This is a genomic window from Desulfitobacterium metallireducens DSM 15288 (genome assembly GCF_000231405.2).
Taxonomy (GTDB): domain Bacteria; phylum Bacillota; class Desulfitobacteriia; order Desulfitobacteriales; family Desulfitobacteriaceae; genus Desulfitobacterium_A; species Desulfitobacterium_A metallireducens.
Genome location: NZ_CP007032.1, coordinates 2,148,715 through 2,164,858, shown reverse-complemented (window position 1 = coordinate 2,164,858; position 16,144 = coordinate 2,148,715). Strand labels below are relative to the sequence as shown.

The following is a 16,144-nucleotide window of genomic DNA, read 5'->3' as shown; positions in this document are numbered from 1 at the left end:
GACACTAAAGGTAAACTTCACTTGGGCTCAAACTGGAGTGAAGAGAAACTGATGACTTGAAGAAAAACGAAAAGATCTGTGTAGTTTTGAAGGAACAGAAAGCTCTGAAAAGAGCCCTGAAAACTTCAAACGATCTGGTGATTATGCCGGAGGGGTTCCACCCGTTCCCATCTCGAACACGGAAGTTAAGACCTCCAGGGCCGATGATACTTGGACCGCAGGGTCCTGGGAAAGTAGGTCGTCGCCAGGTAAGCAAAGTGAAGAGACTATCTTAATTGATGGTCTCTTTGCTTTTTATATATTGCTATTTAAATTTTAAATATTGTCTCTTCGCCTTTTCTGCGTTAAACTGAATGTTATGTGAGTTCCGTGAGTTAGCTCAATGATAACAAAGATAATATTAACGTTTTTATATTTTATTAAAAGTTGAGATAGAGAAGGGGAGAGAAAATGAACTTATGGTATTTAATCGCTGGTCTTGGATTTGCTGGTTCGGGTATTTATAAAATTATAACCAATAATACTTCAGTAGGTATAACTTGGATTATCCTTGGAATCTTATTTGTACTTTTGGCTAGATTTAGTAATAAAGAAGCAAACAAGGATAATAAAGATAGCAAGAATTATAAAAAGAAATAGATGAGCATGTCATCCAAGAAGATTAGGGTGATGTTAAGAAAGTAAGAGGGTGATTGAAATTTATCTTTCACCATCTTTTTGTTGTATTAGTTATTTATGAAAGTGAATATAAAGTTTTGAGAGATTAAGATGAGGTAAATATAATCATGTTATCAACTATAGTTATTATCTGTATTTTCGGATTCCTAGCAGCTGCTGTTGATGCTATTGCTGGTGGAGGTGGATTGATCAGTTTACCTGCCCTGTTACTTGTTGGCATTCCACCACACTTAGCTTTAGGTACCAATAAATTCGCTTCTACCATGGGCTCATTTAATAGTTCAATAACATTCGCTCGTTCTGGTAAAGTCAATTTTCGGTTAGTAAAATGGTTAGTGCCTTTCACATTCTTAGGAGCATGTTTGGGCGTGTGGTCCGTTCTCAGAGTTAGTCCTGACTTTCTTAATAAGATTGTGCCTATATTAGTTTTATTTGTTGGTATTTATAGCATTATTCATAAAACTTTAGGAATAGAGGATCAATTTCAGGGGCTTAAACGATCAAGCATTCTTTTAGGAGTAACATTTTCTTTCGCATTAGGATTCTATGATGGCTTTTTTGGGCCGGGCACGGGCTCTTTTCTTATCTTTGCTTTTATTACAATTTATGGTTTCGATTTCGTTTCAGCGTCAGCTAATTCCAAAGTTTTAAACTTTACAAGCAACCTAGCTTCTTTGCTCCTTTTTGCTTGGAACGGAAAAATCTTATATCAATATGGCATTCCTATGGCCTTATCAATGCTAGTTGGTTCCCAAGTAGGTACACGGTTAGCAATTACGCGGGGAGCCAGACTAGTTAAACCGATTTTTATTACGATGTCTCTTTTTGTTGCGTTTAAACTCATCTGGCAAAGTTTTAACTAATCTAACTAACTTTGGAGGTGTAGTCCTTAATTCTAAAGCCGAATCAATCTAGATTCTTGATCGACTTTCATAATGATTAATTTCGTATTGATTTGCAGAGATTAAAAGGCATAGGAGGATGATACCTATGCCTTTTGTACTTCCTGAAATACCTGAATTGAGGCCGAGCAGGCTGGCTATGCCTTTGGTAAATCAACTTATAGTTAATCAAAAACGATTGAACCTTGAAGTTTCAGAGAAGAACGGAGTACACATCATCGATTGTGGAGTAAATGCACTTGGTGGCTGGGAAGCAGGAGTGCTTTTTGCAGAGATTTGTATGGGTGGATTGGGCCGTGTTGATGTTCGCTGGGCTAACTTTAAGGGATTTCAATGGCCATCAGTCCAAGTCGTTACAGATCATCCGTTACGGGCTTGTATGTTGTCTCAGTTTGCAGGTTGGTCTGTGCATGCGAGGAATTTTTCAGCTCTGGGCTCAGGACCGGGACGAGCGGTAGCCAATAGAGAAAAACTATTTGCTGAGTTTGGGTGTGCAGATCCATCTGATAACGCGATTATTTGTTTAGAAAGCGAGAAACTCCCCTCTGATGAAGCCATTCAGGACATGCTTAGAAAATGCCAGTGCAAACCTGCGAACTTGTTTATTTTAGTTGCACCAACTTCATCCCTAGTAGGATCTATTCAAATTGCAGCGCGTACGTTGGAAACAGGACTTTATAAATTGAAGACACTTACTTATGATATTACGGCAGTTCGTACGGGGTGGGGGATCTGTCCCCTTCCGCCAGTGACTCCTGATGCGATGCAAGCTTTGGGGCGTACAAATGATGCCATTCGATATGGGGCTAGTGTTTATTTCAATGTGAATGATGAGGATGGCTATTTGCAATCCATCATTAAACAAGTGCCCACTTCATCTTCCCCCGAATATGGGCACCTATTCGCAACTGTCATAGACCAATATAACGATTTTTATGATATTGATCCATTATTTTTTAGTCCTGCTGAGATTTGGCTAACGAATCTGAAAAGTGGTCGGTGCTTCCATGCGGGAGCTGTTCGCCCAGAGTTATTACAAGTTTCTTTTGGAATGGAGGTTTAATAGATTCGTTTTACGCCCGTAACTTCGGCCGTGTAAGTGTCGAGGGCAACAAGATCGTCTGGACTTAACTCTTTTAAGGAAGCTTTTCCTAGGGACCGCATCCCTTCTTCCATTTTTAAAACCATGGCTTGGAGGGTATTAGTAACACTTGTTGGGCTTTTCAGCCTTAGATCCGAGCGTATTACTCAAGGCCACTAGGAACCCCACAGCAAGCTAGGCATAAAAGTCAGTTACCTAACGAAGAAATGATAAATGAAGCCGCTAAATGATCTTAGTTGTCCACTGTTCAAGATTCCAGATATCGGATACCCAATCTGCATAAAACTCAGGTTCATGAGAGACAAGAAGAACGGTGCCTTTAAATTCTTTAAGGGCTTTTTTTAATTCGCCTTTAGCATCGACATCGAGATGGTTCGTCGGTTCGTCAAGCACCAGCCAATTGACATCTTTAAGCATGAGTTTACAGAGTCTCACTTTAGCGTTTTCTCCACCGCTTAATACCATCATTTTACTGGAGATATGCTCATTGGTAAGACCACATCGGGCTAGCGCCTGCCTGACTTCAGCGTTGGAAAGTCCAGGGAATTCAGACCATACTTCGTCGAGCGGAGTATTTGTGTTATGGAGGGAGGATTCCTGTTCAAAATATCCTGGGAAAAGATAATCTCCAAGTTGAACTTGCCCACTGATAGGAGGAAGGATTCCGAGCAAGGTTTTTAATAAGGTTGTTTTACCTAAGCCATTCACTCCTCGAATGGCTATTTTTTGTCCGCGTTCTAACTTCAGCTTCATTGGACGGGTTAAGGGTTCGTCATATCCGAGGATCAGATTCTGCGCTTCGAAAATGATACGTCCGGGAGTCCGTGCTTCATGAAACTTAAAAACAGGTTTGATCTTTTCCTTCGGTTTTTCAAGGATCTCCATTTTATCAAGTTGTTTTTGGCGGCTCTTTGCTCGGCCTGTTGTGGAAATTCTTGCTTTGTTGCGTGCGATAAAGTCTTCAAGACGATCGACTTCTTTTTGTTGTTTTTCGTAGGCTTTCAGTTCCTGCTCTTTTTTTAGCGCCAGGAGTTGTGTGAATTCTTCATAATTTCCGGTATAGCGTGAAAGTGTCGCATTTTCAAGATGATAAATCACGTTAATTACGTTATTCAGGAAGGGAATATCATGGGATATCAAGATAAAGGCATTTTCATAGTTTTTCAAATAGCGACTTAACCATTCGATGTGTTCCGCATCCAAATAGTTGGTAGGCTCGTCCAAAAGAAGAATAGTGGGGTTCTGAAGCAAGAGTTTAGTCAGTAAAACTTTTGTTCGTTGCCCTCCGCTTAAGTCAGTAACATCCTTGTCTAGCCCAATCTCGCCTAAACCTAAGCCATTGGCGACTTCCTCAACTTTGGCATCGATGGAATAGAAACCATTGGACTCTAGAATCGTTTGGATCTCGCCGACATCATCCATCATTTTTGCGAGTTGTTCTTCAGTAGCGGTACCCATAGCATCATAAAGGGACAGCATTTCCGCTTCTAATTCGAACATCGATTGGAAGGCTTCCTTTAAAACATCGCGAATACTTTTTCCTTTGCTTAAAACGCTATGTTGATCTAAATATCCAACTGTGACGCGATTGGACCATTCAACCTTTCCTTTGTCTGGGATAAGTTTACCCGTGATAATATCTAAAAAAGTGGATTTGCCCTCACCATTGGCTCCCACTAGGCCGACATGTTCCCCTTTGAGCAAGCGGAAGGAGGCTTCATCTAAGATTTGACGGCCACCAAAACCGTGAGAGACATTTTCAACATTTAATACACTCATTCAGGATCTCCTTTTCCTTGTCTTTTAGCACACCCTCTATCTTAAAAAACAGTGAAGCAGAAGTCAAAGATTATTTCATATTGCTAAATAATTTAGGGTATTTTTCGGAAAATTGGAAGTAAATGAGTAAAAAAATTCTTCTAGTAAAAACTAGAAAAGTAATTGAAAGGAGGTTATTAGCAATGACTTCAGATTCCCAAGATGAGCTCGATCAGGGTAAGCCATCGGTTAAGAAAAATTCGAAGAAATTAGTTTTTCTTTCACTGGTTGGCCTTGTCGTACTGCTCTCTATCGCAGGGATAGGGATGCACTATACTTCTCAGCCGAATTTCTGTGCGAGTTGTCATGAAATTAGTCCTCAGGTTGCAACGTGGCAAGTCAGCACGCATAATTCTGTGACTTGCCTCGATTGCCATTCCAATCCAGGTACAGTGGGATATGTATCGAGAAAACTCCAAGCTGTTAAGGAACTATATGTTCATTTTACAAATCAAATTCCAGCCAATATTGAACCAAAAGTCAACACTGAAACGTGTATCCTTTGTCATACAGGTAAAAACAGCAGTTTTCCTCAGGCCAAAAATATAGCGCTTACTTCGGGTTCGCTGGCACCTAGTAGCTCGCATACCTTTATTCTGGAGAACAAGGTATCTTGTCTCAATTGTCATCGTTATATAGTACATCCACCGAGTCAACAAACATCAGGTGTCCAGTAAAAAAGCAAAATAAACAAGGGAGGTCAGAGTTTTGAAACGAAGAAGGAATGTCTTGATCCTGTTATCGCTGCTGGGATTAGTGGCTATTGTTTTATTTGGATGCAATCAACAGCAAACAACACCGCAACAAGTAGTTAATCAGGCGGCGAATATGCTAACGGCGGCGACCTATGTAGGAAACGATACCTGTCAGGGGTGCCATGCCAATAAGTTTAATGTGGTACCGAATACGGGTCATTTTAAGTCGTTTAAACCCCTTTCTGATTATCCGATGGCCCAAACGCTGGGGCCCATTACGGTATTCGATGCAGTCAATACGGATAAACCAACTTCGGCAACGATTGATTTATCTAAGAATACGACTTATGGAGTAATGATGGATGATTACATCGTGGCGCAAGCACCTGCTGGATTTAAAGACAAGTATTATCGAGTAGCGGCAGTTGAAAAGGCTGGAGATAAATGGAACATTAAATCAGCGAGTCAGAAGGATATTGATAAGGATGGAAAAGCAGATTGGGTTGCAGAATCAGCTCAGACATGCGTGAATTGTCATGCATCAGGTGTACCGAGCGGTTCGCCAACGGCAGGATTCTCCTGCGAATCTTGCCATGGGCCTGGTAGCGTGCATGCTAATGCCACGTATGCCGATAAAAAGACAACGATGAAATTAAGCACAGCTGAAGAGTCCTGTATAAACTGTCATAAAAGTGATCCTGTTAAGGACAAAGATGGGAATTTTGTTACAGATAATCATCATGGGACCCGTAATTTCTTCGCTAGCAAACATGCTCAAACTGGAGAAATCAATGGTTGCTTGACTTGTCACGGGCCGCACAAAGCAAATGCGAGCGGCGTGTTGCTCAAGAAAGACACCCCATTAGAAATCTGTAATGACTGTCACGAAGGTAAACTTGATCAGGCTAAAATTGATCAAATTATGTGGAAGAATCCGTCTGATGCCTATGGACATATTACTCGGGACCATAGCTTTACCGCCATGAAGTATGCGGATCTCGGGGATGACCCAGCAACAAAACCAATCGAAATCAAGAATCAGACGATGATTGACCTCATTAAAAAGTCTTTACCTGAGCTAGCAAAATAAACTCAGTTTATCATGAGTTAGGCACCCTGCATTTTTGGAGGGTGCTTTTTTTTAGCATACTCCTTTTATCATTCCCCTAAAGAATAAAACCGTTTAAAGGAAAAAAGGAACTGTTCACATATATTAGATAGAATATTTAGAAAATTTGGAGTATATATAGTGTATCTAATTGAGTGGGGAGCGATTGAGGAGGTAGAGAGATGAACAATTTAAGAGAGCAGGCTTTTTATGAGCCAGGAGTAAGAAGACACATAGAAATCCCTGATATGAGTTTATTGGAGATGTTCAAACAATCTGTACGAAAGTATCCTAATCAACCAGCACTTATCTCTAAAGGACAAAATTGGTCATATAAAGAAATGGATCAAGCGGTAGAGGGGTTGGCACTTGCACTTAGCCTAAGGGGAATCAAATTCGGCGACCGAGTTTCAATTGATATGCCTAATAGTCCACAGTGGGTTATCTCCTTCTTTGCTTTAATGAGATTGGGATGTATTGTGGTTCAGACCAATCCTCTGTATGTGGAGAATGAATTAAGAGCACAATTATCCGATGCGCAGGCAACAGCCATTATTTCAATTCCACAATTGTTATCTAGGCTCCAAGCAATCCAACAGGAAGTAGGGCTAGAATATATTATTATTGATGGTTTAATTGCTTCGGGAATGAGGGGATCGGATAATATCCTCGATCTTGGGCAGCTAATCCAGGAAGAGAGAGGTTGTGAAGAGGCCCCGTGGCCCCAAATAAACGCTGCGCTAGATCCCGCAGTTTTACAATACACAGGTGGGACAACTGGAATATCCAAAGGAGTTATGCTTTCTCATACTAATCTTGTTGCCAATGCCTTGCAGATTTGGGAGTGGATTCATGGCAAAGAAGGGAAAGAAAAAATACTGATTGTTCTTCCTCTGTTTCATATTTATGCGCTCTCCGTGGGGATGAATTTAGCAATCCTTTCCGGTAGTGCAATGATCCTTTTGCCTAAATTTGATCCTGAGGAGGTTCTTAATCAGATTAAGAATGAGCGTCCCACCCTCTTTCCTGGGGCACCGACGATGTATGTTGCTCTGATTAACCATCCTCGTATCAAGGAATATGATCTTTCTTCACTTCGGGCTTGTATTAGCGGGTCTGCACCGTTACCAATCGAAGTCGCCTTTAAATTTGGTGAGTTGACAGGGGGACGTTTAGTCGAAGGATATGGACTATCAGAAGCTTCTCCGGTAACACATATCAATCCTCTGACACGATTAAAAGTTGGATCAATTGGAGTTGCTGTGCCTAATACGAACGCAAAAATTGTTGATTTAGCGACTGGAAAACAAGTTCTAGATCCAAATGAAGTCGGTGAACTCGTGGTATCTGGGCCGCAAGTCATGCTCGGGTATTGGCAAAAAAACGAAGAAACACAAGCCGTGCTTAGGAATGGATGGCTCCATACTGGAGATCTTGCAAAAATGGATGAACAAGGATACGTCTATATTGTTGATCGCAAAAAAGATATGATTATCTCCGGGGGGTATAATATCTATCCTCGCGAGGTGGAGGAAATTCTATATAAACACCCTTCCATTCAGGAAGTTGCCTGCGCCGGTATTCCGGATTCGTACTGGGGCGAAAAAATCAAAGCTTATATCGTTATTAAAGAGGGATGGGGGATTTCTCAAGAGGAAATTCAGAGTTTCCTAAAAGGAGAATTAGCCGCTTTCAAAATACCCAAGGAAATCGAATTTCGCGATAGTCTTCCAAGGACAGCGGTGGGAAAAGTATTAAGACGTTTTTTAATTGAAGAAGAGAAAGAAAAGCTGAGACTCTTGAACAGTATCTAATCTAATTTAATAGGAGCGGGCAATTATTGCCCGCTCCTTGGTGTAAGTGCTCTGAGAAGAGTCACTTCAGAGCAAAGATGTCGTGATGGCCGTCACTACCATCTTTACAATCATGATTCATAATGGTTAATCGTTAAGGTCTGCTCCATGTGTCATTTGTTCCTCGGCGTATTTAACCATTTTTTTAACCATATTTCCGCCGATTTGCCCTACCTCGTGGGTTGTCATGTTTCCAAACCCTTTTTCTTGAATATCATCATCGAGGTGGAGTTCTTCAGCGACCTCCCACTTAAGTGAATCTAACTGTTTCTCGGATTCAGGAATCTCTGGCTTGTTACGGCTCATTGGCCTTCCTCCTTTTTCATTAAACAGTGGGGAGAGTTATCAAATGTTTAGGAAACATTATTAAAATGTCCGAATCTCCTGAAAAATATTCATCTGATAAAATAAAAAGGAGATAGATGAAAATAAATTGATCGAAATAAAACGCGAAAGGTGTACAAAAAAAAATAGCCCAACTGAGTTGGGCATAGAGCAGAGGGGTTAGATTGAGGAGGAGTGAGATGAGAAGGTAACCAGTGTTATACACTAGTTGTGAAACATGTTGCTTTCACAACTAGTGTATAACCTATTTCGCAAAGTTTTACTACCCATTTTATAAAAGTCAGAATATTAAATTTATTAACCGGATTGTGAATTCCTGGTATCACGTGTAAAATAAGGTTAGATCGTTAAGGAGGGGCACAATGCGAGTAGCAGTCATTGATGGACAAGGTGGAGGTATAGGTAAACACATCGTTGAGCAACTGCGGAAACGGATGCCCGAACTAGAAATCCTTGCTTTAGGTACAAATGCCTTAGCAACAGGGGCGATGATGCGAGCGGGCGCAACCGAAGGAGCGTCTGGAGAATCCGCGATATGTTTTAATGTAGAGCGCGTCGATTTGATTGTGGGATCTTTTCAAATTATGATTGTCTATGGGTTAATGGGCGAGATTACCCCTCTTATCGCAACAGCTCTTGCGAAGAGTCAAGCGGATAAAATCCTGATTCCTATTCAGAGAGGGAATATCCAAATCATAGGATCAAACCGCATTCCTTTACCTCATCATGTTGAGAGCTTAGTTAATGAGGTTGAGCAGAGAGTAACTCCGTAAAAAAGGACTGAGGTCTTTTACACCCTGAATTTTTGTGTTAAAATATTTTTTGTACTAATTAAGGGGGATTATCTAATGTCAGGACATTCTAAATGGGCGAATATTAAACATAAAAAAGCAAAAACAGATGCTCAAAAGGGTAAAGTGTTTACAAAACTTGGTCGTGAGCTTATTGTGGCGGCGCGTGCAGGCGGTGGCGAGCCTGAGAATAATTTTCGTTTGAAAATTGCTATTGATAATGCAAAAGCTGCGAATATGCCAAATGATAATATCAAGCGTGCGATTCAAAAGGGTGCTGGCGGTGTTGATGGAGTTGCTTATGAGGAGCTTCGTTATGAAGGTTACGGCCCAGGCGGAGCAGCAGTCATGGCCGATATTCTTACCGATAATCGGAATCGAACTGCAGGAGAAATGCGTCATATTTTTTCAAAAAATGGAGGTAATCTCGGGGAGACGGGAAGCGTTAATTGGATGTTTAACGAAAAGGGACAAATAACCGTTCCACTCGAGGATTTTGAGCTTTCTGAGGATGAATTCATGCTTATGGCTTTAGAGGCTGGGGCAGAAGATATCGATAACGATGGAGAAAATTATTTAGTCTATACTGCTTCAGAAGATTTGGACGGAGTCCACCAAGCCCTACTCGGTCAAAAAGTTCCTGTTGCTGAAGCAATCGTTAATCAAATAGCTCAGAATACAGTCGAAATTGCGGATCTAGAGCAAGCCAAGAAAATGATCCGTTTAATGGATGCTTTAGAGGAACACGATGATGTTCAAGGCGTCTATGCTAACTTTGAACTTGCTGATTCTCTTTCTGACGAGGATTTAGAATAAAACGGGAGTCATATTGTCAATTAGTTATCATATAAATTAAGTTAAAGACAGAAAAGTACGGAGAACGGTGCTCAGGCGGGCACCGTTTTCCTTTGTGGAGTAATTATAAAACAGGAATACCTCGCTTTCCTGTCGAATTGTTTCTATTGAAAGGAAGGTGACTATGCAGATACTTGGAATTGACCCAGGAACAGCTATTATGGGTTATGGCTTAATTGAAAAACAAGGGAATCGTTTGATTCCCATAACGTATGCATCTTGGCGGACTCCGGCACATATACCGATGTCGGAACGATTATTGATGCTTTATACAGAGATGAAAGCGTTTATCGAAGCGCATCGTCCTGAGCAAGTTGCAGTGGAAGAACTTTTCTTTAATCGTAATACCACAACTGCAATTTCAGTGGGACAGGCTCGCGGAGTTGTGCTTCTTGCAGCAGCACAAGCGGGAATCCCCGTTTACGAATATACACCCCTTCAGGTGAAACAAGCAGTTGTAGGGTATGGTAAAGCTGATAAAAAACAGGTTCAACAAATGGTACGTGCGTTACTGGGCCTTAATGAAATTCCTAAACCGGATGATACAGCTGATGCGCTTGCAATTGCTATCTGTCATGCCCATAGCGTAAATTTGCTGAATCGGATGGGAGAGATAAAATGATTGGGATGTTACGAGGAAAGGTTTGGGAGATTCAGACAGATAAGCTCGTCTTGGATGTTCAGGGAACAGGTTATCTACTCACAGTGGCTTACGGACTTTTGTCGAAACTTCATTCGGGGCAAGAGTTGGTTTTATATACTCACGTGGTTTTGCGGGAGGAAGAACTTTCACTCTATGGATTTTCCTCTTTAGCTGAAAAGGAAATATTTCTCCAGATGCTTACCGTTTCAGGAATTGGTCCGAAAGCAGCATTGTCGATTCTTTCGACGTTAGGTTTGACTCAAGCACAAAGCGCTATTGCAGGGGAAAACCTGACAATGCTTACGAAGGTTCCCGGAATCGGTAAAAAGACGGCTCAACGCCTTGTCCTTGAACTGCGGGAGAAATTTAAAGGCAAAGTTGGGAGCGGAGAATCCTATATCTCGTTGGAAGGGACGGGAATCCAATCCGAAGCTGTGGAAACCTTGTTAGCTTTAGGTTTTAGTTTAGAGGAAGCGAAAAAGGCACTAGCTCAAATTCTAACGGAGGGCCGTGAGTTATCGGTTGAAGAGCAGGTTAAAGAAGCTTTGGGGGCAATAGCGTCTCAGAAATAATTATGCATAATAAATAAGAGAAGAGGATAAATCGGCATGGAAGAACGTATGGTATCTCCGCAAGAATTACCGGAGGATGTTGAGGGAGAAGCCCTTCGTCCGCATCGGCTGGGAGATTACATCGGACAAACGAAGGTTAAGGAAAACCTTCAAATATTTATCCAAGCTGCTTTAGCTCGCGGTGAAGCGTTGGACCATGTTTTGCTTTATGGGCCACCCGGTTTAGGCAAAACGACATTGGCTAATATTATTGCCTTAGAAATGGGAGTTAATATTCGAACGACCTCTGGGCCAGCCATTGAACGACCTGGGGATTTGGCAGCAATCCTAACTTCTTTAGAGCCTCGAGATGTATTGTTTATCGATGAGATTCATCGCCTAAGCCGGACGACGGAAGAAATATTATACTCTGCTATGGAAGATGGATGCTTGGACATTGTCATAGGTAAAGGCCCAAGTGCTCGCTCGATTCGCCTTTCACTGCCCCCCTTTACGCTAGTTGGCGCGACTACGCGGGCAGGTCAGCTGGCCTCTCCTTTAAGAGATCGGTTCGGCGTGATTAGTCGCTTGGAATTTTATGAAGTAGAAGATTTGATTAAGATTGTTCGACGCGCCTCGAGTATTTTACATCTCGAGATCACCCCTGATGGAGCTGCCGAAATTGGTCGACGTTCGCGTGGAACACCGCGAGTAGCCAATCGCTTACTTAAAAGAGTGCGGGATTATGCCCAAGTTTGGGAGAATGGAGTAGTCACTACAGAACTTGCGCGTAAAGCACTAGATCGTCTTGAAGTTGATCCCGCGGGGCTAGATCGGATTGACCATAACACGCTTAATACAATTATTCAGATGTTTGCTGGGGGACCAGTAGGGTTAGATACCTTATCCGCAACGATTGGTGAAGAATCAGAAACCATCGAAGATGTGGTTGAGCCTTACTTGTTACAAAAGGGATTTTTGCAACGCACACCTCGGGGACGAGTGGCTACTGCTCGTGCGTATGAACATATGGGTATTCCCTATCCTTATAATCAAGAAGTGAAGCTTTCGGAAGAATAAGATAACATAAATAGGGCAATCTGATTTTAAACGGGAAAAAGAGGTGGTTTCAAATGCTACCTTATTTACCAGGAGAAAATGGATTGTCCACTTTTCAAAGATGCGTCCTGATGGTACTTATGCTGTTTTTAGTCTTCCTGAACGCTAAGCCTTGCTTAGCTCAAGAAATCCCGGTTGAATTGGTCTGGAAATATAAAGATGCGGGTTGGATTGGAATTCAGATCGACGAAGGGAATTATCAACTGACAGAGTTCAAAGAGCAGATAACTGAAACCCCATGCGCTGAAGGTTCATCGCTGGAGTGTGGTTGGGGAGGGCTTGCACCGATCATTCGTCTCAATGATAACCCTTTCCAAATTTGGAGGGGGACTCAAATTGAATTAAGAGCTCTGGACTCTTCTGGAGTCTTTAAAATCCAAACCCCGGATGGAGAATCTGTTCGTTATCGCGGAAGTTTGCGCCTAAGTTGGAAAGGAGATCATTGGTCATTAATTAATCAAATTGATCTGGAACAATATCTAAAAGGAGTTGTTCCGATCGAAATGAGTAATCTTTGGGCTCAAGATGGTTTAGAGGCGTTAAAAGCTCAAGCAGTTGCGGCACGAACTTATGTCGTGAAAAAATTACAAATAAACTCGCAAATTACGGACTCTCCTGATTTTGATCAGGCTTATCTTGGTAAAGAGGTCGAAGGGAAAGCCTCCACAGCCATCATTGCGACAGAGGGAAAGATTTTGGTCGATGATCAGACGAAACTCCCGATTGATGCGTTATACTCGTCCCATAATGGGGGGTATACAGAAAAGGCAGAGAATGTCTGGAGTAATCCAGATACCCATTTTTCGTCTCATCCTGATCCTTATTCTAAAGGAATGGGTGGGGCAACAGATCAATGGCGTTTCATTATTGGCGCAGATGTCTTAGGCAAGACGTTTCAGTTATCATCGATTCAAGAGGTTCAACTTGACAAATACCCGTCGGGTAGAGTAAAAAAAGTAAGGATGACGGATCAAAACGGCAAATCGAAGGAGATCTCGGGGAGGACTTTTGTCCAGGCTTTTTATCCCTTTGGACACCCTATACATAGTCAGGCTTTCTTGGGAAGCCTTTTTGAGGTTCAGGAAATTCCGGGTCAAGCCCAATTAAAAGGTCAAGAAAATAAGCTGGGACAATGGAAAAATTTGATCGAGCCTTCAGTGATAAGTGAGAATGTCCCAATAAACTCAGGTCCTCGTTTAGATCGAATTTTTAGTTCTTCACTTGGAATTCGTGAAAATCCATCTTCAGAGGGTGTGTTCATCTTTTGGGGACGCGGTTGGGGCCATGGGGTTGGAATGTCTCAATGGGGGGCGTATCATATGGCCCAACTTGGATATGGTTATCAAGAAATACTGGATTTTTATTACGATAATGTTGTCCTTGTGGACAAATAAGAATTGATTTGAATGGAATCAAAGGAGAATGAGAGTTGGAGTTATCAGAGTTTGATTTTTATCTACCTCAAGAGCTTATCGCTCAACACCCTGTGGAACCTAGGGATTCCTCACGGTTAATGGCGGTTAATCGTACCAGTGGTGAGATTGAGCACCACATCTTTCATGAGTTGCCTGATCTACTACAACCCGGGGATGTTTTAGTGGTCAATAATACTCGGGTCATACCTGCCCGCTTAATTGGGGAGAAGGAAGGAACGGGTGCTCATATCGAATGCCTCCTCTTAAAGCGCATAGAACGGGATGTTTGGGAAGTGCTGATTAAACCCGGTAAGCGTTTAAAAGAGGGTCAGAAGGTGAGTTTCGGAGGCGGAAAACTCATCGGAGAGCTTTTGGAAATCCTACCGGATGGTAATCGTATAATTCGTTTCTCGTATGAGGGGATTTTTGAGGCTGTTCTTGATGAATTAGGAAACATGCCTTTGCCACCCTATATCACGGAAAAACTCGAAAATAAAGAACGCTATCAGACAGTTTACGCCAAGGAGAGCGGTTCAGCAGCTGCACCCACGGCAGGATTGCATTTTACGCGTGAGTTGATGGATCAGTTACGTCAAAAGGGAATTGAAATTGTCGAGATCCTTCTCCATGTCGGGCTAGGCACATTCAGACCGGTGAAAGTAGAAAAGATTGAAGAGCATGAGATGCATTCTGAGTATTATCGCGTTTCCCCGGAAGTGGCCGAGCGGATCAATCGAGCTAAACAAGAAGGAAGACGTGTGATAGCCGTAGGAACAACAGCCTCACGTACGCTAGAATCGGTTGGACAGGAGAACGGGTTGATTCGAGCTGGGGAAGGATGGACAAATATTTTTATTTATCCAGGATACTCTTTTAAAGTCGTTGATGCATTGATTACAAATTTCCATTTCCCTAAATCAACTTTGGTTATGTTAGTTAGTGCTTTGGCTGGACGGGATTTGATTATGAAAGCCTATGAGTTAGCAGTGCAAGAACGCTACCGCTTTTATAGCTTTGGAGATGCTATGCTCATCTTGTAAAAGCTATTTTTCCAAAAGTTGTACTTTAATCCAATTACTCGTATAATGAATAGTATTAAATTGAAATGGATGTGAACCATTTGCCTGCGGTACGTTTAGAAGTTTTAAAAGAAGATACACGAACGAAAGCACGATTAGGAAAGCTCCACACTCCGCACGGGGTGATCAATACGCCCGTTTTTATGCCGGTTGGGACACAAGCGACGGTTAAGACGATGAATCCAGAAGAATTAAAAGAAATAGGGGCAGGAATTATCTTAAGTAATACCTACCACTTGTTTCTCCGTCCAGGGCAAGAGCTTATCCGTGAAGCGGGTGGATTGCATTCGTTTATGCATTGGGATGGAGCAATTCTTACCGATAGTGGAGGCTTTCAGGTCTTTAGTTTAGGCGATCTCCGTAAGATTACGGAAGAAGGGGTTGAATTTCGCTCCCATCTTGATGGATCACGACAGTTTCTAAGCCCGGAAATTGCAACCCAGGTTCAAATGGCTTTGGGTTCAGATATCGTGATGGCTTTTGATGAATGTACCCCCTATCCAGCAACTCGGGAATATGCCAAAGCATCGATGGAGCGGACGACACGTTGGTTAAAACGCTGTAAGGAGACCTTGACGACAACGGATCGTCAGTCTCTTTTTGGAATTGTACAAGGGAGCATGTTTGAGGATCTCAGAAAGCAAAGCGCAGCTGAAATTACAGAACTTGATTTACCAGGTTATGCGATTGGTGGACTAAGTGTCGGTGAACCCAAAGAACTGATGTATGAAGTTATGGATTATACCGTTCCCTTACTTCCAAAGGATCGTCCTCGTTACCTAATGGGAGTCGGTTCACCTGATGCTTTGATTGAGGGAGTCATGCGCGGGATTGATATGTTTGACTGCGTCTTACCGACACGGATCGCTCGTAATGGGACAGCAATGACGCGTTATGGGAAGCTTGTCGTTCGGAATGCTGCAGTTGCTCATGATTTTATGCCAATCGATCCGACGTGTGATTGCTATGCTTGTCGCAATTATTCACGAGCCTACATTCGTCATTTGCTGAAAGCCGATGAAATTCTAGGTTTACGCCTCATGAGTATTCATAATTTGCGCTTTTTACAAACGCTTATGAAGGAAATTCGGGAAGCGATTGCTGAAGACCGCTTACCGGAATATCGACAGAAGTTTTTTACTGATTATGGTTATCTAGACTAAATACATAGTCAGTGTAACAAAGAAGGG

The 16,144-nt window shown here is 42.1% G+C and carries 16 protein-coding genes and 1 rRNA gene; 15 read left to right on the top strand and 2 right to left on the bottom strand.

Annotated elements, in window-relative coordinates; genetic code table 11:
- Positions 1–133: 133 nt before the first annotated feature.
- The 4 genes from rrf to mch all read left to right on the top strand — a co-directional run bounded on the left by rrf (position 134) and on the right by mch (position 2,643).
- Positions 134–250, top strand: a 5S ribosomal RNA gene (rrf, locus tag DESME_RS10470).
- Positions 251–450: 200 nt separating this feature from the next.
- Positions 451–639 (top strand): hypothetical protein, encoded by a 189-nt coding sequence (locus DESME_RS10465; protein WP_006715967.1) that lies wholly within the window; start codon positions 451–453, stop codon positions 637–639.
- A 146-nt stretch (positions 640–785) separates the two neighbouring features.
- On the top strand, positions 786–1,541 hold the full coding sequence (locus DESME_RS10460; protein ID WP_006715968.1) for a TSUP family transporter: 756 nt from the start codon (positions 786–788) through the stop codon (positions 1,539–1,541).
- A 127-nt stretch (positions 1,542–1,668) separates the two neighbouring features.
- A complete protein-coding gene (gene mch, locus DESME_RS10455; RefSeq protein ID WP_006715969.1) occupies positions 1,669–2,643 on the top strand; it encodes a methenyltetrahydromethanopterin cyclohydrolase in 975 nt (324 codons plus the stop codon).
- Positions 2,644–2,904: 261 nt separating this feature from the next.
- On the opposite strand, the gene DESME_RS10450 is transcribed toward mch, so the two are convergent.
- Entirely contained in the window at positions 2,905–4,461 is a 1,557-nt protein-coding gene (locus DESME_RS10450; protein ID WP_006715970.1) for an ABC-F family ATP-binding cassette domain-containing protein, read from the bottom strand.
- Between the two features lie 182 nt (positions 4,462–4,643).
- Between DESME_RS10450 and DESME_RS10445 the strand changes: the two genes are divergently transcribed.
- The 3 genes from DESME_RS10445 to DESME_RS10435 all read left to right on the top strand — a co-directional run bounded on the left by DESME_RS10445 (position 4,644) and on the right by DESME_RS10435 (position 8,117).
- A complete protein-coding gene (locus tag DESME_RS10445) occupies positions 4,644–5,177 on the top strand; it encodes a cytochrome c3 family protein (protein ID WP_006715971.1) in 534 nt (177 codons plus the stop codon).
- Positions 5,178–5,208: 31 nt separating this feature from the next.
- Positions 5,209–6,285 (top strand): cytochrome c3 family protein, encoded by a 1,077-nt coding sequence (locus tag DESME_RS10440; RefSeq protein WP_006715972.1) that lies wholly within the window; start codon positions 5,209–5,211, stop codon positions 6,283–6,285.
- Positions 6,286–6,485: 200 nt separating this feature from the next.
- Positions 6,486–8,117, top strand: a complete 1,632-nt coding sequence (locus tag DESME_RS10435; protein WP_006715973.1) for a long-chain-fatty-acid--CoA ligase — start codon at positions 6,486–6,488, stop codon at positions 8,115–8,117.
- Positions 8,118–8,243: 126 nt separating this feature from the next.
- On the opposite strand, the gene DESME_RS10430 is transcribed toward DESME_RS10435, so the two are convergent.
- Complete coding sequence (locus DESME_RS10430) at positions 8,244–8,462, bottom strand: alpha/beta-type small acid-soluble spore protein (RefSeq protein WP_006715974.1); 219 nt, start codon at positions 8,460–8,462, stop codon at positions 8,244–8,246.
- 401 nt (positions 8,463–8,863) lie between these two features.
- On the opposite strand from DESME_RS10430, the gene DESME_RS10425 reads away from it, so the two are divergent.
- The 8 genes from DESME_RS10425 (at position 8,864) to tgt (ending at position 16,117) form a co-directional block, all read left to right on the top strand.
- A complete protein-coding gene (locus DESME_RS10425) occupies positions 8,864–9,274 on the top strand; it encodes a DUF3842 family protein (RefSeq protein ID WP_006715975.1) in 411 nt (136 codons plus the stop codon).
- 75 nt (positions 9,275–9,349) lie between these two features.
- Entirely contained in the window at positions 9,350–10,108 is a 759-nt protein-coding gene (locus DESME_RS10420) for a YebC/PmpR family DNA-binding transcriptional regulator (protein ID WP_006715976.1), read from the top strand.
- A gap of 163 nt (positions 10,109–10,271) precedes the next feature.
- On the top strand, positions 10,272–10,769 hold the full coding sequence (ruvC, locus tag DESME_RS10415; RefSeq protein WP_006715977.1) for a crossover junction endodeoxyribonuclease RuvC: 498 nt from the start codon (positions 10,272–10,274) through the stop codon (positions 10,767–10,769).
- Positions 10,766–11,362 (top strand): Holliday junction branch migration protein RuvA, encoded by a 597-nt coding sequence (gene ruvA, locus DESME_RS10410; RefSeq protein ID WP_006715978.1) that lies wholly within the window; start codon positions 10,766–10,768, stop codon positions 11,360–11,362. The genes ruvC and ruvA overlap by 4 nt, the downstream gene beginning before the upstream one ends.
- A gap of 36 nt (positions 11,363–11,398) precedes the next feature.
- On the top strand, positions 11,399–12,421 hold the full coding sequence (ruvB, locus tag DESME_RS10405; RefSeq protein WP_006715979.1) for a Holliday junction branch migration DNA helicase RuvB: 1,023 nt from the start codon (positions 11,399–11,401) through the stop codon (positions 12,419–12,421).
- A 53-nt stretch (positions 12,422–12,474) separates the two neighbouring features.
- Entirely contained in the window at positions 12,475–13,854 is a 1,380-nt protein-coding gene (locus DESME_RS10400; protein ID WP_006715980.1) for a SpoIID/LytB domain-containing protein, read from the top strand.
- 35 nt (positions 13,855–13,889) lie between these two features.
- Positions 13,890–14,915, top strand: coding sequence for a tRNA preQ1(34) S-adenosylmethionine ribosyltransferase-isomerase QueA (gene queA / locus DESME_RS10395; RefSeq protein ID WP_006715981.1), 1,026 nt, complete (start codon positions 13,890–13,892; stop codon positions 14,913–14,915).
- Between the two features lie 65 nt (positions 14,916–14,980).
- Positions 14,981–16,117 (top strand): tRNA guanosine(34) transglycosylase Tgt, encoded by a 1,137-nt coding sequence (tgt, locus tag DESME_RS10390; RefSeq protein ID WP_041483983.1) that lies wholly within the window; start codon positions 14,981–14,983, stop codon positions 16,115–16,117.
- The last annotated feature ends 27 nt before the right edge of the window (positions 16,118–16,144 follow it).